Source organism: Sphingopyxis yananensis (assembly GCF_020687785.1).
In the GTDB taxonomy this organism is placed as follows: Bacteria; Pseudomonadota; Alphaproteobacteria; order Sphingomonadales; family Sphingomonadaceae; genus Sphingopyxis; species Sphingopyxis yananensis.
In genome coordinates, this window is the sequence record NZ_JAJEWI010000002.1 from 38,897 (window position 1) to 60,678 (window position 21,782).

Sequence of the window (21,782 nt, forward strand, 5' to 3'; positions counted from 1 at the left end):
GCAAGGGCATAGCCGCCACATAGCGCCGAATAACCGCTTGTTTAGCGCTGGCTTAACGCCAACCTGCCGCGCTCATCATGCTTTGCGCTTCGGGCTGACGCGCCGCAAAAGCGGCCACATTCATCGGATTGGCCTTGAAATCGACATAGGCATCAACAGGCGCAACAACCGGAACATCCTTGGATGCCGGAAATTCGCTGTTATTAGCCGAGATATGGGCCTGACTGTCCGCCGAGGCGAAAAATTCCAACAATTTGATGGCATTCTCGCGGTGCGGCGCATGTTTGGCGACCCCGCCGCCGGAAATATTCACATGCGCACCCTTGCCGCCCAAGCTGGGGAATGCCAGCTTCAGTCTATCGGTCATCGCTTTGTCTGCGGCATCTTCGCCGCTGGCCATGCGCAGATAATAATAGCTGTTGGTGATCGCCACTTCGCAAACACCGGCGGCCACGGCGCGGATCTGGTCACGGTCACCGCCTTCGGGTGGGCGCGCCATATTGGCGACAATGCCCTTAACCCATGCGTCGGCTTTTTCCTTGCCCCATTCCTCGATCAAGGCACCAACTAAGGACAGATTATAAATGCTGTCGGACGAACGGACACAGATTTTGCCCTTGAAGCGCGGCTCTGCCAGCTTGGCATAATCGTCCACTTCCTCGGGCTTCACTTTGGCTGGGTCGTAGGCAACGATGCGCGCACGGCGCGTAAAGCCAAACCAATTGCCCTTGGGTTCCCGCAGATTTTCAGGAATGCGGGCCTTAATCGTTTCGGATTCGATGGGTTGCAGCAACCCCGCCTGTTCCCCGCGCCATAAGGCACCAGCATCGGCGGTAATAAACACGTCGGCGGGGCTGTTCGCGCCTTCGCTTTTCATCCGCGCGATCAGCTCATCCGCTTTGCCTTCGATACGGTTGATCTTGATACCCGTTTGTTCGGTGAAACGCTCATAAAGCGCTTTATCGCTGTCATAGTGACGGGCGGTATACAGATTCACTTCATTGGGGGCCGTTTTATCGTCGCCGCTGCCGCCGGAACAACCGGCCAAAAGCACCAAACCGGCCAAGGCCACCATATTCAGCTTCTTGTTCACACCAAACTCCTTAAGCAGCCCCCCGCTATCTCCTCGCCCCTAGCAAAATTGCGAACGCTTCGCAATTACTACGGCATCACCCCTTCCCCTCTTTCTGCTGTCCGATCATGGGCTGGACATTGTCCAACAAAAATGGGGCGAAAAACGCCCCATTTTCATCCTTCACTCTTGGCTCTCGCCCAGACGCCCGCAGGGTTTAGATTCGTCCGCCAGATTTAGACCGGCAGATGCACCGCAAGCGCCGTGGCCAAGGGGTCCGTGCATGGGGTTGAAAAGCGAAACGCAACATCCGCGCCTTGCTGTACCCATTCCACCGGACTGCCATCCCCCAAGCGAGACACATTGCTACCAGCAGCCAGCATCAGATTCTTGACCAGAATCTCCGCCTCCGGAACCTCACCCTTGACGATCAGATTCAGGCGATTGGGGGCAGCGGTAAAGCGCACCTCTTTGCCGCACAGCGTCGCGCCGTCTGATCGCTCCCATGGTCTGGTGCCATAAATGGCATTGCCATTGGCGCGCATCCATGTGCCAAAGCCACGCAAAATGGCCATTTGCTCATCCGGAATGCCACCATCCTCCCCGCGTGGCCCGACGTTCAGCAGCAGATTGCCGTTGCGCGCCACCGTGTCGATAAAACCGTGCAGCAATTCTTCAATGCTGGCATAATCATCTGGCCCGTCATCGCGGCGATAACCAAAACCATGGCTCATCCCGCGTGTGCTTTCCCATTTCTTCGCTTGTGTTTCGGCCAAAATAGAAAATTCGGGCGTACGAAAATCGCTGAACGGAATTTCGGGTGGGACCAAGCCTTTTTCATCCGGTCCGCGCGACATATAGGCTTGCTTCAGCTTTTTATCGACATAGCGCCAGACCGGACCCCATTTGAACAGATCAAATTTCCAGTCCCGCGCCATCCAGCGGTCATTCACCACGCCGTCCGGTACCGCCCGATAATAATCTGCAAACAGATCCAGCAATGGCTCCAATCCCGTGGGCCAACTGATATCATTCCACAAAACCGATGGCTCGTAACGCTCGATCAACTCGCGTGTTTGCGCCATTGCATAATCGGGATAATCACCGCCCGGCTGAGATGCGATAAATTGCCCCATGGTGTGGATCGGCGTCGGATTAAAGCTCCAGTCAATGCCGCCGCTATAATAGACACCGAAACGCATTCCGGCAACGCGCACTGCACGGGCCAATTCGCCCACAATATCCCGTTCGGTGTTCCAACCCGGAACATGCTTATTTTGATGGCGCGACGGCCACAAACACAGACCGTCATGATGCTTGGTTACCAGCACCACATAACGCGCGCCCGCATCGCGGAATGTTTCCGCCCAAGCATCGGCGTCCCAATGCTTCAGACCCGCCTCAAAGGGTTTCTTAAAATCGCGATAAGGCGCGCCCCCAAAGTTTTTTTGGTGAAAAGCGTGACTAGGCGATCCTTTTACCTTGATCGCATTTTCATACCATTCGCTATAAGGGGACATAGGAATGGCTTGATCATATTGGTCTTCCAAGCTCGACGACAAGGATTCCGTGGCCGGAGCAAAGGCCGGTATCGCAAAGGCTCCCCAATGAATGAATATGCCGAATTTGGCATCATCAAACCAAGTGGGCAGTTCGCGGGACTTCAGTTGCGCTAGCTTGCTATCCACGCGCCCCATCAGAATGGCCCCACCATTATATGGCTGTTGTTCTGCATTTTATCCTCCCTCCAACCCTATGCGGCCAGCGTTGGACCGCATAGTTGATGATTATATTTGATTCGAATCATCTATGATCATGCGTCTTTTGGCAAGCCGCCCTGTGTGGAAAGACACATAGTTTTTCATCTTTTTTCGCAAGTGAAATATGTTCATAGGTAAAAAACTTTTCACATAAACCACATGCGCAAAAATGAATTATGAAAATTTCAATGGGTTATTTTCCATAATATCAATCAGTTCGCTGTATTCGAACAATCGTCACTCGTTGAATATATCATTATAGACTAATCTAAGAAACACGGTTAGCATCAACCACGCAAGGTCCGGAAAAAGGGCTTGTGATATCTGAGCAGCCTCAATTCCATGGGTCTGCCGCGCTTAAATAACGATCAGCAAAATCGCTGACATGGGGAGAGGCGTGCTATGAAGAATTTCTCGTATTGGCTTGCGAGCGCGGCGCTGTGCGCCATTGCTACACCAGCTTTCGCCCAAGATGCAGGGGCACCAGCATCCGACAATGCTTCCTCTTATGGTGGCTTGGCAGAAATCATCGTCACAGCGGAAAAACGCAGCGTCGACTTGCAAGACCTGTCGCAAGCGGTGTCCGCCTATACGGCAGATGCGCGGCAATTGGCGGGCATCGCGACGTTGCAAGATTTCGCAGCCTTCACACCCGGCCTCAGCTATTCGGCTGGCAATGACCGTGTGTTCATTCGCGGTATCGGCCGCCAAACCAACACCAACGGCAGTGACCCTGGCATCTCCACCTATACCGATGGCATTTACGACACCGCTACCGCATCGGTTGGCGCGTCGGACTTTTTCATCGAACGGATCGAAGTGCTGCGCGGGCCACAAGGCACGCTTTATGGACGCAACAGCATTGGCGGCGCGATCAACGCCATTTCCAAGCGTCCAACCGACGAATTCACCGCCGACATTCGCACCACCATCGGCAATTATGACGTGTTCAACCTCGAAGCCGCCATCTCAGGCACCGTTTTCAACGGGTTGCGCGCACGCCTTGCCGGCGGCCATTATGAACAAGATAAAGGCTATTTCAAAAGCACGGTCGGCAACCCCAGCGAAGGAAATAAAGGCACAAGACGCTATGTTGAGCTCCAATTGGAAGCGGACCTAGGCGACAACACCAAAGCATGGATCAAAGCCTTCACCGGCAGCCGCGATATGTATCCGCGCCCCAATAATTTGGTAGGCGCTTTTGACTTCGCCCTATTCCCATCAGGCGCGGTCACACCCGGTGCCGCCCATGGCTATCTGCACCCCGGCTTCATCGCCCTGGATCCCAACCCTGCGCCCGCAGGCGCCACAAACCCCCGTCGCTTCAGCACGGACAGTGTGCAGCGTGAAATTATGCGCAACAATTATGGCATCACGGGGGATATCACCTTTTCGGCCTCAACGTTCGACGTGCGCTTGCTGGGTGGCTATCAACAATATGAATTTGAACAAAGGTTCGATATCGACAACACGAGCATGCGTTCCTATCAAGAACCATTGGCGGCGTTCGATTTCACGACCTTTTCGCCTATATGCCTATTCATTGATCCGAGCTGCACCCCACTCACTGTTTACCCATCGCAAATTGTAGATCTGCGGAATAAGAAATCCTTTGGCAGCGGCGAACTTAGTTTTGCATCCACCACCAACGGTCCACTACAATGGGTTGCTGGCCTTTATTATTATGAAGAAAGTCTGGCCCAATCGACCAGCTTCCGCGCGGCGGAACAAATGCAATTGCGCGTCCCTGTCTATACCGTGGACCCTCTCACATTTGCGCCCATCTTTGCACCTGCCAACCCGTCGGGTGATTATGTTTATGCCGCATCGGATTTACGGACACGTTCCTATGCGGCTTATGCGCAATTGGATTATCAGATAAATGACGCGCTGCGCGTAACAGGCGGTATTCGCTATACCAAGGACAAGAAAAGCGGCGTCGAGAATTTCCGTATCTTGTGTTTGGGCTGCGTCCCAGGCCTTGGCATTGACCAAACGGGCAGCATAACCCCCGCATTTGATATCACGGCTGCCGGTATTTTCTATGGGGCTTATCCCGGTGTATCGACACCAGTTTCGATCAGCCCTGTAACCGGCATGGCCACGCGCGGCCTGTCCAACAGTTGGGATGCGGTCACAGGTACGATTGCGATCGAATATAAGCCCAGCGATGATCAACTGGCCTTTCTGCGCTATAGCCGTGGTTATAAAAGCGGCGGCTTCAATGCCGGCGCGATTTCCGAATTTCCGCAGACCAATGCAGAATATATCAACGCTTATGAAGCTGGCTATAAGCACAGCTTTGACAATCGCCTTCGTGCGAACCTAGCTCTGTTCTATTATGACTATAAGGGCCTTCAAGTTCCTTTAACCGTCAACACTCCGGGCGGTGCCCGCCTGACGCAATTTTTCAATCTGAAAAAATCCAAAAGCTATGGCGCGGAAATCGAGCTAGCATGGCAAGCCACCGACGCGCTGCAATTGATGGTAAACTATGGCTATGGCAAAAGCCGCATCGATTCCGGCTGTTGCTTCGTGGACGGGGAAGATCCAGCCGCACTGCAACCGGGAGCCAAGCCTGTCGGCGTACCTGTCGGCCTCGAGCAGGCTCAAAGCGTAGTCGGCCAAGAATTGTCCGATACACCGCGCCATAAAGTCGCAGCCAATGCCATGTACAATATCAACTTCTCGGCTGGAACATTGACTCTGTCAGGCAGCTATATGTGGCGCGATGCGTCCTATAGTAAGATTTTCAACCGCAGCTATAACCGTATCCCGTCCTTCGATCAGGTGGACGCCCGCCTGATATGGACGGCCAAGGACGACAGCTATCGGATGATCGCCTTTGCCAAAAACATCTTCAACACTTTGGGCTATGACAGTGCATCCGGCACCTTGCTGCTAGAGCCCACCCCTGGGGCCGTCGCGCAAAGCTACAGCTATACGCCGCCACGCACCTTTGGTGTCCAGCTTGACGTTCGTTTCCGCTAAAAGGCGCCTTGCATGACCACGCCCCAGCCAGCGGAAAAACTCAGCTTAAAGACCCGTCTGCTTTATGGTTCAGGAACCATCGCATTCGGGATTAAGGATCACGGCTTTAATGCGCTTTTGATGCTGTTCTACAATCAGGTCATTGGGCTGCCCGCCGCATGGGTGGGCAGCGCGTTGATGATCGCTATGGTTGTTGATGCTTTGTTTGACCCGCTGCTGGGGCAATATTCGGACAATGTCCGCACGCGCTGGGGACGCCGGCATCCATTCATGTATGCCTCGGCGATTCCCATCGCGCTATCCTATCTGTTCCTCTGGTCGCCTCCATCGATGAGCGACAATGAAACATTTATCTGGCTGGTCACCAGCGCCGTTATCGTGCGTATGTCGCTCAGCCTCTATGAAATTCCGTCCACCGCGTTGCTGGCGGAATTTAGCAATGATTATGACGAACGCACCAAGCTGGTTTCCGCGCGCTATTTCTTCGCTATGTGCGGGGGCGTTGGCATGACCATTTTGACCTTTGGTTATTTCCTGCAACCCACGCCCGACCACCCAGTCGGCCATTTAAATGCCAGCGGTTATCACAGCTATGCGATCACCGCCGCCATCGTCATGGCCGTGTCAGTGCTCATATCAGCGCTGGGCACCCAGAAACATATTTTGGCGCGGCCCGCCCTTCCACCGGCGGTCAAGCAATCCTTTAAATCCATGCTGAGCGAAATGGCCGCTGTGCTGACGCATCCCGCCTATGTCTCTATCTTGTTCGCTAGCCTGTTTTTCGCGGTGGCATCGGGCCTCAACATGGCTCTACAGGTTTATTTCGGGACTTATTTTTGGGAATTGTCGGCGACCCAACTCGCCACATTGGCAAGCTCGATATTCATTGGCGTTCTTTTTGCCTTCGCCGTGGTGCTGCCCCTATCGGCCCGCTTCGGTAAAAAAGCAGCGGCGATCACTATGTTCCTGCTGTCAGCCACCTCCACAGCAACCCCCTTCTTGTTGCGCTTGACTGGCAATTTTCCGGTCAATGGCGACCCCATATTGATGCCATTGCTCATGACGCAGTCCGCTATTTCATGGATGACAGTCGTGTCCGGCGGTATCTTGGCCGTTTCGATGATTGCCGACGTCACCGACCAGATTTTGCTGGAAACTGGCAAGCAATCGGAAGGCTTGCTGTTCTCCGCCGCGACCATGGTCAATAAAGCGATTTCTGGCATGGGCATCTTACTCGCCGGACTGGTGCTCACCTTTGTGAAATTCCCCGACAATGCAAAGCCGGGTATGGTGGCCGAAAGCGCACTGCACGATTTGGCGACAATTTTCGTCACGGTAAACAGCGTCGCCACGCTGCTGGCCATCATCTGCTTGGCCTTCTATCCTATTTCCCGCAGCCGCCATTTGGAAAATCTGGCGCAATTGGCCACCAAACCAACCTAGGGCGGCACGATTTCACAGGAACGAAAGCGCCAATTCGCGGCGCTTTCGTCTATCATGCGTCAATTTTTCAGAACAAAGCCTGACGCCAAAATCGCTTCGGCGGCATCCAACAACCGCTCATTCTCCTGAACCAAATCGCCGCCACGCCCTTCCGCGATCCAACGGTCAAAGGCCATGCGCCCTCCTGCAACCAGCATCGCCGCAACCATCTGTGCTCGGCCATCCGCATCAACGCTGTCGCGATCACCCACTTCATGAATGATATAATCCGTCAAAACATCGATTTGCAATTGGTGCTGCGCCGACCACACGGACAATAAATCCGGTTCCTCCGCCAGCGCACGGCCAAAGCTAATCTGCCCGCTCCCATCGCGCTCATAGGCTTGGGCCACGTTTAACACCTGATGCCGCCAAAACCGCAGCACCGGAACACCCAAGTCGCGCTGTTCGGTGGCGATTTCTGCAAAACGCTCCCCTGCCGAAATCGCAATGGCTTCGGCCAGATCGCGCTTACTGGCGAAATGGGTGAACAAAGTGGTAATATGCACATCTGCCGCGTCGGCGATCGCCGCCATGGTGGCGTCGGAATAGCCGTGGGTGATGAACAAATGCCGCGCAGCATTTTCGATGCGCAATCTTGTGCGGGCCTTCGCAGCCTCGCGGCGCGGGAAAGTCACTTTGCTAATTTGGCTCATATTTCCCTTATACGGGCCCAGGCCCAAATCACCAGCAAATTAAGTTGATTATTATAGTTTTATAGTGCAATCGAAGAGCAATCATAATTGGGAGAATCGCCATGACCGACAACATCATGCGCCATCAATTTGAAACATGGGTCGAATGTGCACGTCCGCCGTTACAAGATCATCCCGAATTGGTGATCCCGGCGCTGATGACAACAGCGGCCTTCACCCATCCAGTCGACCAAATTGCCATCTTCACCGCAATCGACGATGCCTTGGCGCATAGCCATGATCGGCAGGAACAAGTCGACCACATCGCCGCCCAATTGCCTTGGGCCGTTGACGGCAAAGAACGCATTGCTCTGCCTCGCATCTTGTGGGACGAATTTTGGGCCATCATCGAACGGCCTCAGGATGAGTTTACGACAGAACTCGACCTGACCTTGGCCGTTGTCGCGCTGGGTGTTCATTATGACCCACGCATGGTCGACGCATGCGAACAGGCACTTTTGCAATTCGACAGCGTGAAAAAACTGATCGCGCAACCGGAAATTCGTTTGAAAACGGATGATCTGCGCAATCACGCAACCGACAGCCTAGCAACCGATCTGCTCAACATGCTGACCAGCAATGGCTATGATATTGAGGTCATCGACGCAGACACGGTGGTCATCGGCAGTGAATATCCGGCCCAGAATCGCACCAACCGCCGCATCTTGCAGTTGCATGACATTTGGCATTTGGTTGGCGGATATGGTTTTACTGGCGCGGGAGAAATTGCGATATCGGGATTCCAACTCGCACAATTTGGCCAAAACTACTCGACACGTTTTTTGGCGACCGTCGCCACAAAGGCGGCGTTCAACGCACTCGAATTTTTGCCGATGATGTTGGCTGTAACCTTTGACGGCTGGCGCCATGGTCGCAATGCGCAACCGCTCATTGATGCGCCGTGGCACAAGCTGATTGCCGATCCCATTTCCAAAATCCGTGCGGATTATGGGCTTCGGCCGCTCGACAGTGCTGCGGTCCAGATGATGGAAACGCTGGCGGCTTCTATGGCAGAAGGCAAATAATCATCGCCATGAGGTCGACGGACATTCACTGTTCGATCGGCCTCAATGGCAGTAGCGTCAATGCCTAAGCTCAGCGCTTATGGCCATCTTACCTCCGCCGACAAAAGGCCGGGCAGAGTTGATCTTCGCGGACTTTTGGATCGAGCAAGGCGGTCCTGTGCATATCGCCAAGTTTGTTCACTATCATCGATATAGTTGTGTGATATGGTTGCGGGAGTAGGATTTGAACCTACGACCTTCAGGTTATGAGCTATATTGCGGGTCACACCTTGTTCAATCAGATCGCGCATAATCGGGACAAAACCGCGGAATAGCTTGCCATAATCAACTATCATTGCTTAACGTCTCACCCTGTTATTCATGTCACGGTGGCGCACAGGTGGCGCACAAAGATTGGGGGGATAAGATAATGCCGATTGCAAAGCTGACTAGACGGGGCCTTGCTTCTATACAGCCAGGCTCAGCCAGAACCATCTATTATGACGCAGACCTTGTGGGATTCGCATTACGGGTAGAGCCAACGGGGCGGCAAACTTATTTTGTCGAATATCGGCCTGGAGCTGGCGGGCGCAACGTAGCTAAAAAACGTTATACCCTTGGAACAACTCAGGAACTGACGCCCGAAGCTGCGCGGAAACAAGCGACCGATGTACTGGCGGCCGTACGCCTAGGGGGCGACCCTGCCGCGACCCGTAAAAAGGAGCGAGCCGTTCCCCGCTTCTCAGATTTTGCTATATCATTTCTCAAGGATGAAGCAGATCGTTTGAAGCCGCGCACTTTGGCAAATTACAAATCCTATATTTCAAAACATCTGACGCCGGCGCTGGGCACGTTACAAATCGACAAAATTACAACGATAGATATTGCTAAACTCCATCGCAAAGTTGGCAAAACGAAACCAACGACCGCAAACAGACTATTGGAAGTCATTGGCTCTATATTCCGCCACGCAGCTCTTGCTGGGCACGTGCCCAAGGGAACCAACCCTGCAAGCGGGATTAGCGCTTTTCGAGAAGAAGGCCGTGAGCGCTTTTTGTCACCCGAAGAATTGGCCCGGCTAGGGAACAGTCTTGCCCTGGCAGAAAGCGAAGGCTTCCCTTGGAAGCCAAGCGAAAGCAAGCATGTCCCAAAGAATAATCAGCGCACCATTATCGATCGTCATGCGTGCGATGCTATTCGCCTTCTGATTCTTACTGGTCTTCGAATGCGAGAAGTCTTGAACTTAAAATGGACCGATATTGACTTTGAACGCGGCATCGCGCTTTTACGCGACTCCAAAACGGGTCGCCGACATACCGTTCTTTCTGCTCCAGCCTTGCTACTTCTAAGCGAACGAGAAGCGCTCGGCGCATATGTCATTCGAGGCGATACGAGTGATAAGCCCCGCGCTGACCTCAACCGCCCCTGGCGTGCTATCCGCACTCATGCCGGACTTGAAGATGTCCGAATCCATGATCTGCGGCATAGCTATGCCTCCGTCGCTGCCGCAGGCGGTGTCCCTCTTGCCATCATCGGGAAAATGCTCGGGCACGCGCAAGCGGCTACAACCCAGCGCTATGCCCATTTGGCGGACGATCCTCTCAAGGCCGCAGCGGATAAAATAGCACATCGCATTGCAGCCGCGATGCAAGGAAATAATGCTACAATTCTTCCATTCGGTCCCGGAGCTTCTGATGCCGCGTAAATGCCGTGCCGCCGAGACCACATTGGCAGAGGCCTTCCTCGAATGGTTTGACTCGGATCTATCCAAACGAAAGGATTGGAGCGGGCTCAGTCGCGTGCAAGATCCGGATGCTACATGGGAGGTAGATAAGTTCGTTTCATTTTTACTCGATGACGGCTCCTGTCAGAAGATCAGAAGTGCTGTTTCAAGGTGCTGGATGGCAGCAGTTTTTCGAACCAAAGAGCTATATCAACGGCGCCAAGAAATCGAACAACATCAGCAACGAAGGGAGGAAGCTGAGATACTTGCCGCTTCCTTGCAACAGTTCCTTGCACGCAGGAACAAGGATATTCCTGCCTTGGGATTCCGAAGTGAGAAACTACTATACGAGCCTCAGATTCCTTGGGAACGCCAATCAGGCGCACAGGCCGATTGGCTTGCGATAGAAGCCAACATGCGGGAGCTAGTTCCCTTACTTGGCCGCTTTGTATCCGACCGCACACAGCTGAAGCAACCACCCTCTGACAGGTCCGACATTCTCGGCATGATATTCATCGGAAATATCGAGCATGCGACGTCACAATTATTCAGGCCGATGAGCGATGCAGAAACACACCGCTTTATACTGGCTGCGTGGCGGGACGTTGGCATGCCTTTACCGGAACGCGATCAGGCGAATGTCCCGGCATCCTGGACCAGTTGGATGGATAAGAAACTGATAGCATGGCAGAAAATGGCACCGGAAAAGAAAAGGGCAATCGGGTTTAGTCAAGAAGATTAGACGATGCCAATCTCCGCCTATCAAACGGCAATGGAGATTGATCATGCCTTATAAAAATCGAAAACAACGAAATCTCGAACCAGCCTATGTGGCGACCCTTCCGGTCCTGGATGCTGTGGAGGCAGCCATATACCTACGGACCGCGCCCTCGACATTGAGCAAATATCGCATGCACGGCAATGGCCCTGCCTTCATTCGGCAGTCATCTCGCAAAACATTATACCGCCGTACCGATCTCGATACTTGGCTGGCATCGCGCTCTTCCACGCCTCTCCGACATGCGGGAAATGCATAGCTGTAGGCAGCGCCTGTGGGCGCCCTGTGCAGTGCGCCATCACCCATCGAAAGAGAAATTGAAAGGGCTTGAGTGTGCCTCAAGATCATCAAAATACCACTGCTGCGCCAAGGAGCAGTAGTTACTACGCCAGTTTAAAATTATCGATAGCAGAGACAATTAATGCTGACCCCCACCCGGATTGCGGGGGATCTGAAATGAAAGTGTTCATGGATTACGCCCGCTTTATGGGATCACAAAACCCCCACCCATTCCGAACCATGAGCGCGCTGGTCGGATCCACAGGCTTGAGTGAGACAACCATAACCAAAGCCCGCAATGTTTTAGTCTCACTAGGATATATGATCGAACGAGGCATGTCCGAAGGGGTAAAGAAATATGAACTTTCAAACCCGCCCAACGCTGTTGCACGAAGCAAAAAAAGTGCGACAGCACGGTCCCGGGAATTTCAATCCCGTAAGACTGCCAAAACTAAAATGAGAAAGGAAATGAAGGCGGCAAAAGCTGACCCCCTCCCCTAATCTTTACGGACGGGTTAGCCGCGAAAACAATGGAGTTTCGAGCACCGTTAATTAAGGACGGGTCCCCCCGTAAAAAATACCCCCTTAGTATCGTAAGCTAACCCGTAATTGGGGTGGGCCCCAAGGCCCAGCCCCAGAATGTTTCCCCTTAATATAGATATGGTCGCGCGCGCGAAGCTTTGATAGGGCTTCAGAAACCAGCTAGCCGGCGACCCTATCGGAAGGTAATTCTTCCGTCGCTTGTCCGCCCTAGGGGCGGCCATCGCTGGTGTAATGCAAGCTGAATAAAATGGGGCTATTGATGGAATGATAAACGCACGCGCGCGTTCTGAATGATCCTATCGTCGGTGCACCATTCATCGCTGGGCCGTCCCCTTTCGGGGCGGCCCTTTTTCGTTTGGAGAAGCGCCGTGCTGATCATTCGCGGGGACGGCATCATCGAGCGCCACGCTGCGAAGATCAAAGGTCTTTCAGAAGGCGATGCTCGGAAGGTCTTTGTCCCCGCGATCAATCGCGGGGGCGATCAGGTCCGCACCAAGGTCAAGCGGTCGCTCGTCAAAAGCACAGGCATCAAATACGGCAAGATCAATCAGGCCGTGAAGACCATACGCGCAACGCGCTCCGCGCTGCGCTATCAGCTTGAGGCGCGAGGCGACGAGACGAACCTCAACCTCTTTGGGGCGAAGCAGGGAAAGCGTGGCGTCAGTGCCAGGCCCTGGGCCGCACGCAGGGTGTTCAAATCATCATTCATTGTCCCGGCCTATGGAGGCCGGGTGTTCATCCGCACGAGCGATGAACGCTATCCCCTCAAGCCCCTGTTCGGGCCGAACCTTGCGCGTGAGATGGTGCGCGACCCCGCCATCAACTATTGGCGCGAGGCAGAGGGGCTGATCGAAGCCCGCGTCATCCATGAAATGCAACGCCTCTTCGGCATCTGATGGGCCGAATTGGATATGCCCCTAGATTGCCCTGTGGGGCGGCACAGGGGGCCATTGCATTGAGGGGGAGTAGGGCATGGCTGAGGCGCGCCGAGGCCCTGTCGCGCGCGCTGTGGCGATCAGGGGCATGAAAAAATAGGGACCGTATTTTAGGTCTTTCTTGCGCGGGGAACGCCGCCCCCGCAAAATACGCGCGTTTGAGAATTGTGAATTTGGAGTTTGCTTTGCTTATCTGTGCCCTTCTGAGTGTTCCAAAATTGATGATATTTTGGATTACGAAGGAGCGTAACTAAGGTGGTCACGCCTGTTTGGACATACTCATCGCGATGCTCATCGATGAAGCTGATCATTTGCGAAACGGGCGGTCGAGTATCCGTCTTGGTCAAGGGCGTTCAGGTTGCCAATCGCGCCCTTCTTTCAACAACATATTTGCCAGAACGACCATCCGGCGCATGACGGCGGTGATTGCGACCTTTTTCGCTTTTCCCGCATTTACGAGCCGCTGATATTAGTCGCGCAGATCATGATTGAAGCGAATAGCGACCAGCGCAGGCATGTAGATTGCCCGCCGTAGTGATGCCCGGCCACCGATAATTCGCTCTTTCCCCTGCCACTTGCCTGACTGCTGTGTCATGGGCGCAAGCCCAGCCAGAGCGGCAATCTTCTTGCTATCCAGATGTCCGAGTTCCGGCATGTCGATTAGCATTGTCGTCGCGGTCAATCTGCCAATCCCTGGAATGGTCATCAATCGCCTAATGCGCTCGTCAAGGGTCCCACGCTGCTTGGCAATCTGCGCAATCACTTCATCCAGCGCTTTAATGTCGGTGTCGATATCATCGATCCGACGGCAGAGTTGTTCTCGAACCAACCGGTTGGTCGCTGTGGCGAGGCGTGTCTTTGCCGTGATCTGATCTTTGTCACCGACACGCTGGACCTCGCCCTCAATGCTTCAGGTTGCGACAGTGCTACCGTGCTGCACAAGCCCAGGCTGCTATCGGATAATGGCCCGAGTTACATCGCGGGCGAACTGGCGGAATATATCGAGGCACGGAAGATGAGCCATGTGCGCGGCGCCCCGATGCATCCCCAGACCCAGGGCAAAATCGAGCGCTGGCACCAGACCCTGAAAAACCGTGTCCTGCTGGAAAACCACTTCCTGCCCGGTGACCTTGAAGCCCAGATTGCGGCGTTTGTCGAGCACTACAACCACCAGCGATACCATGAGAGCCTGAACAACGTGACGCCCGCAGACGCCTACTTCGGCAGGGCGCCAGCCATCATCAAACAACGCGAAAAAATCAAAAGGAAGACCATCGAATATCGGCGCTTGCTACACCGCAAGCTCGCCGCTTAATATCAACACCAGAACGAAGCCCGCACTCCGCTAATTTAAGCCGCTAGTTGTGCCAAATGTTCTGACGACGGACACTTCGGGCGTTGTCGGATAGGATAGTATAAGACTGCCTCAAAGGGGATCTGAGAATGGCGCTGCAGCATGCAAAGTCCGGCGAAGTAATCCATCTGGGGACATTGGCTCCCGAGCGCGGGGCCACCGGGACTGCCGCGCTGGTCAAATCGGACCGGTTCGAAGCAATCCATCTCGTCGTTCCCGCGGGATCGACCATACCGCCACACCATGTTGCCGGTTATCTGACGCTGCATTGCCTTGAAGGCCGGGTCACGCTGGGGCCATCGGACATCGAACTCGTTGCTGGGGATTGGGTCTATCTGGAGCGCGGCGATCAGCATTCGGTTCAGGGCATCGAGGATGCACGGCTGCTGCTCACGATCTTGTTCGATACCCAGCTGACGCCGTGATCAGGCTTGATCTCTAGCAGACCGTTGCAACGCCATGCGGCCGTAGACGAAGATGAACAGCAGGAAGGCGCCGCCCCACAGGCCGCCGGCCAGACGAATACTCAGCATATAGTCGAGCGGCAGCAGCGGTGCGGCGACCCGCAGCAATGCCCCGAGATTGACCAGCACATAGATGACGACCGTGGCGCCGTCCGCTTCCAACGGGCGGCCGGTATGACCGCGTGTCGCCCGCGTCATCACCGCCAGTGTCATTCCCGCCATCGCGCCGGCGCCCAGCGCATGCATCGCGCTCGATACGGGCACGACCGGCCACAGGATAGCAGCCCCGAGCAGCAGCAGGCCCGCCGGCAACCATGCGTAGGCGACGTGCAGGACGAAGACCAATGGATCGCCGATCGCACTCAGCCCGGCCCAGCGGGTCAGCCGCACGGCTTGCGATGCGCCGGCGACGAGCAGCAGCCAGGCCACCGGATGCGCCGCCGGTGCGAACACCCAGCCTGCCAGCACGATCGCCGTGACCGCGAGCACGGCATGGTCGAACCGGTTGGCCATGATCGGCAACCCGTCCGTGCGGCCATTCTTGGTCAGCCAGTTGCGGGTGAAGGCCGGGATGATCCGCCCGCCGATGATCGTGATCAGCATGAGGACCAGCGCGAAACCGGCCCGCATGCCGATAGCCGGGTCAGCCGTCAGCCCCATAGCCGCGGCATGATCCAGCCCGCAGGCCGCGGCGAACAGGAGCAGGACGATCAGGATTGGCTTGTTGCGGTTGCCGGCCGCGAAGATCTGCCACGCCGCATAGCCGAGCAGCGCCAGCAGAAAACCGACGTCGAGCACGGCGCCAACGAGCGGCGGCACATAGGCGGAGAACATCACTGCCAGCCGAGCGGCGGCCCACAGGCCGACGAACGCCGTAACCGGCCACCCCGTCACCACCGGCCGCCCCGTCCAGTTGGGGATTGCCGCGCTTAGGAACCCGGCGATGACCGCGCCGAGATAGCCGAACAGCATCTCATGCTGGTGCCAGGCAAGGGGTTCCATCGCGGTCGGCAGGCTCCACGCCCCGCCCAAGGCACCGACCCAAAGCGCCACGACGACAAGCGCCCAGAGCGCTCCGCCGGTGAACAGCAGCCGGAAGCTACCCTGGAGGGCCATCGGCGTTTCGGCGACGCGATCCCATTCGACGTTCTCAGTCATGCGTGACACCGTCCATCTCAGTATAGCCAAGACTCTCTATAGAAACTTCTCGTCGGCATGGTCTCGGAACATCTTGAAGTCGCGCACATACGCGAACAAAGTTGTCACTAACACAGATCCTTCAATCTGTTATGGTCGACTGATTCGCACGATTGGCAAGGGGATACGCCGTGGGGGAATATCGCAAGCTTTGGTGGACGCTGATCGCGGTTCTTGTGGTCACGTTCAGCATCTTGGGTTTTTACGGCACCGAATTCTATCGCAAGGCGCCGCCGATTCCCGCGCAGGTCGTATCGACCAGCGGTGCGGTGCTGATGACCCGCGACGATATTCTGGACGGACAGACGGCGTGGCAAAGCACCGGCGGGATGCAGGTCGGGTCGATCTGGGGGCATGGCGCCTATCAGGCGCCCGACTGGTCCGCCGACTGGCTGCATCGCGAATTGCTCGCCTGGCTTGATCTTGCGGCGCGGGAAACCGAGGGCAAGCCGTTCGATTCTCTCGAGCCCGGAGAACAGGCGAAGCTCACCTATTGGCTGAAACAGGAATATCGCGGCAACAGCTATGACCCCGACACCGGCACCCTGACGGTTTCCGACCGGCGAGCACAAGCGATCACCGAGGTCGCGGCCTATTATCAGCGGCTCTATGGCGACGATCCGGCGCTGACGCAGCGGCGCGACAATTATGCCATGAAGGAAAACACGCTGCCCGACCCGGCGCGGCGCGCGGACCTGACCGACTTCTTCTTCTGGACCGCCTGGGCCACCGCCACCGAACGGCCGGGGACCGATGCGACCTATACCAACAACTGGCCGCCCGAACCGCTGATCGGCAATCATCCCACCGCCGAGAATATCATGTGGTCGCTCGCCTGCGTCATGATCCTGATTGCCGGCGTCGGCGGGCTGATCTGGGGCTGGGCGTTCCTGCGTCGCCACGAGCCCGAACCAAAAGCGCCGGCGCGCGATCCCATTTTGTCCATCGCTCTGACACCATCGCAACAGGCGGTCGGCAAATATCTGTTCGTCGTGATGGCGCTGTTCGTGTTCCAGGTGTTTCTCGGCGGTCTGACCGCCCATTACACTATCGAGGGACAGGGTTTTTACGGCATCGACCTGTCGTGGCTGCCTTATTCCCTCAGCCGCACGTGGCATGTCCAGAGCGCGATATTGTGGATCGCCACGGCATTTCTGGCGGCAGGTCTGTTTCTGGGGCCGGTTATCAACGGCGGCAAGGACCCGAAATATCAGGCGCTTGGCGTCCATGTCCTGTTCGCGGCGCTGCTAATCGTTGTCGTCGGTTCTTTTGCCGGCAATTATTTTGCCATCGCCCAGACCATGCCGCCAGAGCTGAATTTCTGGCTCGGCCATCAGGGCTATGAGTATCTCGACCTCGGCCGACTGTGGCAAATCACGCTGTTCATCGGCATATTGTTCTGGCTGGTCCTGATGCTGCGCGCGATGATCCCGGCGATGCGCGGTGGCGGGGACAAGAATCTCATCGCCTTGCTGTGCGTGTCGGTCGTCGCCATCGGGCTGTTCTATGGCTCCGGCCTTTTTTACGGTGAGCGCACCCACATCACCATCATGGAATATTGGCGCTGGTGGGTGGTGCATCTGTGGGTTGAAGGCATATTCGAAGTCTTTGCTACCACCGCATTGGCGTTCATCTTTTCCTCCATGGGGCTGGTGTCGCGCCGCATGGCCACAGCGGCGGCTTTGGCCTCGGCGTCGCTGTTCATGGTCGGCGGCGTGCCCGGCACCTTCCACCACCTCTATTTCTCGGGCACCACGACGCCGGTGATGGCGGTCGGCGCGGCGTTCAGCGCGCTGGAGGTCGTGCCGCTGATCGTACTTGGCTATGAGGCTTGGGAGCATTGGAGCTACAAGGACCGCGCGCCGTGGATGCAGCGGGTGAAATGGCCGCTGATGTGCTTTGTCGCAGTCGCCTTCTGGAACATGCTGGGCGCGGGCGTTTTCGGCTTCATGATCAACACGCCGGTCGCACTCTTCTATCTGCAGGGCCTCAACACCACCGCCGTCCATGCCCATGCGGCGCTGTTCGGCGTCTATGGCTTCCTGTCACTGGGCTTTGTGCTGTTGATCCTGCGTTATCTGCATCCTGATGTCCTGTTCAACGAACGGTTGATGAAAACCGGCTTCTGGAGCCTGAACGCCGGTCTGGTGCTGATGATCTTCACCAGTCTGCTGCCGGTCGGACTGTTCCAGTTCCAGGCCAGCACCAGCGTCGGCATGTGGTATGCGCGCAGCGACACCTTCCTGCAGCAGCCGTTCCTCGAGACCCTGCGCTGGATCCGCACGTTCGGCGACGTTGTGTTCATCGTCGGCGCCGTGGCGATCGCGTGGCAGGTGGTGATTCTGGGCCTTTTCCGGCAGGGCGCACGCCAGCCGACCTATGCGTGACCGGTGGCGAGCCGGGCGGGCCACCCAACCGGCTATCGCTTCGGGGCGGCGGCGGCCTCGCCGGACATGCGTTCGATGATCGGGCAGTCGGGCCGGTCGTCGCCATGGCAGCGTTCGGCGAGTTCCAGTAGCGTGTGGCGCAGCATCTGAAGCGCTTCGGCCTTGCGACCCAGCTCTTCGGCGCGGGCGATGGCGAGCGCCTTGACCTCGGCGCTGGCACGCTGGTTATTACTCCATAACCCGAGCAAATCGCGGATTTCCTCGATTGGGAAGCCAAGATCGCGCGCATTGGCGATGAACCGCAGGCGGTGGACATCGGCATCGGCATAATCGCGATAGCCGCTGTCCCGGCGTAGCGGCGCCGGGATCAGGCCGATCTTCTCATAATGGCGGATCATCCGCTGCGAGACGCCGCTCGCCTTCGAGGCTGCACCGATATTCACCTTTTCACCGCATTCAGGCTCACCCGATTGAGGCGCAGCGCATTGGCGACGACGCTGACCGAAGACAAGGCCATCGCCGCCGCCGCGATCATCGGTGAGAGCAGGATGCCGAATACCGGATAGAGCAGCCCCGCCGCGATCGGCACGCCAGCGGCATTGTAGATGAAGGCGAAGAACAGGTTCTGCCGGATATTGGACATCGTCGCCTGACTGAGTTGGCGGGCGCGGACGATCCCGTTGAGATCGCCCTTGAGCAGGGTCACGCCCGCACTTTCCATCGCGACGTCGGTGCCATGTCCCATCGCGATGCCCACGTCCGCTGTTGCGAGGGCCGGCGCGTCATTGACCCCATCGCCCGCCATGGCGACGATCCGACCTTCCTGTTTCAGCCGCGCGACGACAGCCGCTTTCTGGTCGGGCAGCACATCGGCCTCGACGGCATCGATACCAAGCTGGCGCGCAACCGCTTCGGCTGTCGTGCGGTTATCGCCGGTCAGCATCACGACCTTGATGCCATCGGCGCGCAGAGCGGCCAGCGCTTCGGCGGTGGTCGGCTTGATCGGATCGGCGATGGCGAACACGCCCGCGACCTCCGTGTCCACGCCCATGAAGATCGCGGTGGCTCCATCTGCGCGAAGCTGGTCGGCCTGCGTAGCGAGGGACGAGGTGTCGATCCCGGACTCACCCAGGAAACGGGCATTGCCCAGTGTTACGCGCCTGCCTTCGACCAGACCCAACGCGCCTTTGCCGGTCGGCGAATCAAAGTCGCTAACCGCAGGGATGGCGATGTCACGCGCCAGTGCCGCATCGACGATCGCCAGTGCCAGAGGATGTTCCGACGCGCGTTCAACCCCGGCGGCTATCCGCAGCAGTTCGCCCTCCTCGAAACCATCCGCCGCGATTATCTGGGTAACGGCGGGCTTCCCCTCGGTCAGCGTCCCGGTCTTATCGACCACCAGCGTGTCGACCTTCTCCATATGCTCCAAAGCCTCGGCGTTTTTGATGAGAACGCCAAGCCCCGCCCCGCGCCCGACACCGACCATGATCGACATCGGCGTCGCCAGTCCCAACGCACAGGGGCAGGCGATAATCAGCACTGCCACTGCCGCGACCAGCCCGTGCGCCAAGCGCGGCTCAGGCCCCCAAATGCCCCAGACGGCGAAGGCGACAACCGCGACCGCCAGCACCGCCGGCACGAACCAGCCGGCGACCTGATCGGCCATGCGCTGGATCGGCGCGCGGGAGCGCTGCGCGTCGGCGACCATCTGGACAATGCGTGCCAGCATGGTGTCCCGCCCGATCTTGTCGGCGCGGATCACCAGCGCGCCGCTCTGGTTCATCGTCCCGCCAATCACCGTGTCGGCGACCGTCTTGGTGACTGGCATGGATTCGCCCGTCACCATCGATTCGTCGAGCGCCGAGCGGCCTTCCTCGACCACGCCATCGACCGGCACCTTTTCACCGGGTCGCACCCGCAACCGGTCACCCACTGCGATCAGATCGAGCGAGACTTCTTCTTCGCTGCCATCCTCGGCGATACGCCGCGCGGTTTTGGGCGCCAGATTAAGCAGCGCCTTGATCGCGCCGGAGGTCCGTTCACGCGCCCGCAGTTCGAGAACCTGCCCGAGCAAGACCAGCGTGGTGATGACGGCGGCCGCTTCGAAATAGACGGCGACTGAACCATCGGCGGCCCGGAAAGCGGCTGGGAAAATGCCGGGTGCCAGTGTCGCGACGACGCTATAACCCCACGCCACGCCTGTCCCCATCGCGATCAGGGTGAACATATTGAGGTTACGCGTTTTCAGCGAGGCCCAGCCGCGCTCGAAGAAAGGCCAACCCGCCCACAGCACAACCGGCGTTGCCAGCGCGAACTGGACCCAGGTCGACAGCTTCATCGGCACGAGATGATGCAGCGCTGGAAACAGATGACTGCCCATTTCAAGAATGAAGACGGGGAGTGCCAGCGCCAGCGCGATCCAGAAGCGACGCGACATGTCAGTCAGTTCAGCGCTCGGCCCTGCATCGGCGGTGACCATTTCCGGGTCCAGCCCCATGCCGCAGATCGGGCAGGCGCCGGGATGGTCCTGCCGGATTTCGGGGTGCATCGGGCAGGTCCAGATCGATCCGGGCGGGGCATCCACCACCCGGTCGGCCGCCGGGATCAGGTAATATTCCGGATCGCCGACGAATTTCTCGCGGCAGCCGGCGCTGCAAAAATGATACTCATGGCTAGCATGGGTATCATGATGCGCTGTCTTCTGCGGATCGACGGTCATGCCGCAAACCGGATCGACTACCGGATCCGTGGAAGCCGCCTTGCCGGGACCCCCAGCACAACAGCTATGGGCCCCGGAATGCGCGCTATGATTCGACTCGGCCATCAACCATCTCCTTCAAGTACCTGTCAATCTGGAGGTTGACACTATGTCAGAGTCAATAGCCGCTTGACCTTAACACAGTGTCAGGTGCGATAATCGCTTCGACTCGAAGGAACTGAATCAGCGTGCGGGCAAGGCGAACCAGAATCGAGACGAACGGACACGGTCCCCGTCAGGGGTGTTGATTGCCGCTGAGAAGTGACCCGGGAGGGGTATAAATTTCCACTGAGAGTTGACCCATGTTGAACTCACCTCTGGCTTTGCAGGCTGGGGGTCATTGAGAGTGTTAGACATGGC

17 protein-coding genes and 1 pseudogene are annotated in these 21,782 nt (G+C 56.9%); 11 read left to right on the forward strand and 7 right to left on the reverse strand.

Translation table 11 applies throughout. From position 1 onward, the window contains the following. Positions 1-52 precede the first annotated feature (52 nt). Both LKO31_RS01555 and LKO31_RS01560 read right to left on the reverse strand, forming a co-directional pair. The gene (locus LKO31_RS01555; protein WP_227688328.1) at positions 53-1,093 is read right to left on the reverse strand and encodes an extracellular solute-binding protein; all 1,041 of its coding nucleotides are present in this window, start codon (positions 1,091-1,093) and stop codon (positions 53-55) included. Positions 1,094-1,308: 215 nt separating this feature from the next. Beyond that, on the reverse strand, positions 1,309-2,760 hold the full coding sequence (locus tag LKO31_RS01560) for an alpha-L-fucosidase (protein ID WP_227688329.1): 1,452 nt from the start codon (positions 2,758-2,760) through the stop codon (positions 1,309-1,311). A 474-nt stretch (positions 2,761-3,234) separates the two neighbouring features. Between LKO31_RS01560 and LKO31_RS01565 the strand changes: the two genes are divergently transcribed. Next, a complete protein-coding gene (locus tag LKO31_RS01565) occupies positions 3,235-5,823 on the forward strand; it encodes a TonB-dependent receptor (RefSeq protein ID WP_227688330.1) in 2,589 nt (862 codons plus the stop codon). A gap of 12 nt (positions 5,824-5,835) precedes the next feature. After that, positions 5,836-7,266 (forward strand): MFS transporter, encoded by a 1,431-nt coding sequence (locus tag LKO31_RS01570; protein ID WP_227688331.1) that lies wholly within the window; start codon positions 5,836-5,838, stop codon positions 7,264-7,266. A gap of 59 nt (positions 7,267-7,325) precedes the next feature. Here LKO31_RS01570 and LKO31_RS01575 read toward each other — a convergent pair whose 3' ends face one another. Continuing rightward, a complete protein-coding gene (locus LKO31_RS01575) occupies positions 7,326-7,961 on the reverse strand; it encodes a TetR/AcrR family transcriptional regulator (protein WP_227688332.1) in 636 nt (211 codons plus the stop codon). 101 nt (positions 7,962-8,062) lie between these two features. Between LKO31_RS01575 and LKO31_RS01580 the strand changes: the two genes are divergently transcribed. From LKO31_RS01580 to LKO31_RS01600, 6 genes are all read left to right on the forward strand, one after another. Then, positions 8,063-9,025: a Coq4 family protein gene (locus LKO31_RS01580; protein ID WP_227688333.1), complete on the forward strand. Its 963-nt coding sequence runs from the start codon at positions 8,063-8,065 to the stop codon at positions 9,023-9,025. A gap of 409 nt (positions 9,026-9,434) precedes the next feature. Beyond that, positions 9,435-10,709, forward strand: a complete 1,275-nt coding sequence (locus LKO31_RS01585; RefSeq protein ID WP_227688334.1) for a site-specific integrase — start codon at positions 9,435-9,437, stop codon at positions 10,707-10,709. Beyond that, positions 10,663-11,469 (forward strand): hypothetical protein, encoded by an 807-nt coding sequence (locus LKO31_RS01590; RefSeq protein ID WP_227688335.1) that lies wholly within the window; start codon positions 10,663-10,665, stop codon positions 11,467-11,469. The genes LKO31_RS01585 and LKO31_RS01590 overlap by 47 nt, the downstream gene beginning before the upstream one ends. 43 nt (positions 11,470-11,512) lie before the next feature. Continuing rightward, the gene (locus tag LKO31_RS15150; RefSeq protein WP_407699230.1) at positions 11,513-11,764 is read left to right on the forward strand and encodes a helix-turn-helix transcriptional regulator; all 252 of its coding nucleotides are present in this window, start codon (positions 11,513-11,515) and stop codon (positions 11,762-11,764) included. Positions 11,765-11,832: 68 nt separating this feature from the next. Continuing rightward, a complete protein-coding gene (locus LKO31_RS01595) occupies positions 11,833-12,285 on the forward strand; it encodes a hypothetical protein (RefSeq protein WP_227688336.1) in 453 nt (150 codons plus the stop codon). Between the two features lie 410 nt (positions 12,286-12,695). Beyond that, positions 12,696-13,223, forward strand: a complete 528-nt coding sequence (locus tag LKO31_RS01600) for a hypothetical protein (protein WP_227688337.1) — start codon at positions 12,696-12,698, stop codon at positions 13,221-13,223. A 508-nt stretch (positions 13,224-13,731) separates the two neighbouring features. Here LKO31_RS01600 and LKO31_RS01605 read toward each other — a convergent pair. Continuing rightward, the gene (locus tag LKO31_RS01605; protein WP_227688338.1) at positions 13,732-14,091 is read right to left on the reverse strand and encodes a transposase; all 360 of its coding nucleotides are present in this window, start codon (positions 14,089-14,091) and stop codon (positions 13,732-13,734) included. A gap of 48 nt (positions 14,092-14,139) precedes the next feature. Between LKO31_RS01605 and LKO31_RS01610 the strand changes: the two are divergent. Both LKO31_RS01610 and LKO31_RS01615 read left to right on the forward strand, forming a co-directional pair. Further along, positions 14,140-14,577 (forward strand): annotated as a pseudogene (locus tag LKO31_RS01610) (integrase core domain-containing protein); the annotation flags it as partial. A gap of 128 nt (positions 14,578-14,705) precedes the next feature. After that, a complete protein-coding gene (locus LKO31_RS01615; protein ID WP_227688339.1) occupies positions 14,706-15,041 on the forward strand; it encodes a cupin domain-containing protein in 336 nt (111 codons plus the stop codon). Here LKO31_RS01615 and LKO31_RS01620 read toward each other — a convergent pair whose 3' ends face one another. Further along, positions 15,042-16,238 (reverse strand): NnrS family protein, encoded by a 1,197-nt coding sequence (locus LKO31_RS01620; RefSeq protein WP_227688340.1) that lies wholly within the window; start codon positions 16,236-16,238, stop codon positions 15,042-15,044. Positions 16,239-16,408: 170 nt separating this feature from the next. On the opposite strand from LKO31_RS01620, the gene LKO31_RS01625 reads away from it, so the two are divergent. Beyond that, positions 16,409-18,664, forward strand: a complete 2,256-nt coding sequence (locus LKO31_RS01625; RefSeq protein ID WP_227688341.1) for a nitric-oxide reductase large subunit — start codon at positions 16,409-16,411, stop codon at positions 18,662-18,664. 32 nt (positions 18,665-18,696) lie between these two features. Here LKO31_RS01625 and cueR read toward each other — a convergent pair whose 3' ends face one another. Both cueR and LKO31_RS01635 read right to left on the reverse strand, forming a co-directional pair. Then, complete coding sequence (cueR, locus tag LKO31_RS01630) at positions 18,697-19,107, reverse strand: Cu(I)-responsive transcriptional regulator (protein WP_227688342.1); 411 nt, start codon at positions 19,105-19,107, stop codon at positions 18,697-18,699. Next, positions 19,104-21,488: a heavy metal translocating P-type ATPase gene (locus LKO31_RS01635; RefSeq protein WP_227688343.1), complete on the reverse strand. Its 2,385-nt coding sequence runs from the start codon at positions 21,486-21,488 to the stop codon at positions 19,104-19,106. Before LKO31_RS01635 ends, cueR begins: the two co-directional genes overlap by 4 nt. Between the last annotated feature and the right edge of the window lie 294 nt (positions 21,489-21,782).

What these genes read in the sequence shown, in the direction of transcription:
- LKO31_RS15150 (WP_407699230.1), top strand. Translation starts at nt 11,513, where the DNA reads ATGCCTTATAAAAATCGAAAACAACGAAATCTCGAACCAGCCTATGTG.
- LKO31_RS01565 (WP_227688330.1), top strand. Translation starts at nt 3,235, where the DNA reads ATGAAGAATTTCTCGTATTGGCTTGCGAGCGCGGCGCTGTGCGCCATT.
- LKO31_RS01575 (WP_227688332.1), bottom strand. Translation starts at nt 7,961, where the DNA reads ATGAGCCAAATTAGCAAAGTGACTTTCCCGCGCCGCGAGGCTGCGAAG.
- LKO31_RS01570 (WP_227688331.1), top strand. Translation starts at nt 5,836, where the DNA reads ATGACCACGCCCCAGCCAGCGGAAAAACTCAGCTTAAAGACCCGTCTG.
- LKO31_RS01585 (WP_227688334.1), top strand. Translation starts at nt 9,435, where the DNA reads ATGCCGATTGCAAAGCTGACTAGACGGGGCCTTGCTTCTATACAGCCA.
- LKO31_RS01590 (WP_227688335.1), top strand. Translation starts at nt 10,663, where the DNA reads ATGCTACAATTCTTCCATTCGGTCCCGGAGCTTCTGATGCCGCGTAAA.
- LKO31_RS01580 (WP_227688333.1), top strand. Translation starts at nt 8,063, where the DNA reads ATGACCGACAACATCATGCGCCATCAATTTGAAACATGGGTCGAATGT.
- LKO31_RS01615 (WP_227688339.1), top strand. Translation starts at nt 14,706, where the DNA reads ATGGCGCTGCAGCATGCAAAGTCCGGCGAAGTAATCCATCTGGGGACA.
- LKO31_RS01620 (WP_227688340.1), bottom strand. Translation starts at nt 16,238, where the DNA reads ATGACTGAGAACGTCGAATGGGATCGCGTCGCCGAAACGCCGATGGCC.
- LKO31_RS01635 (WP_227688343.1), bottom strand. Translation starts at nt 21,488, where the DNA reads ATGGCCGAGTCGAATCATAGCGCGCATTCCGGGGCCCATAGCTGTTGT.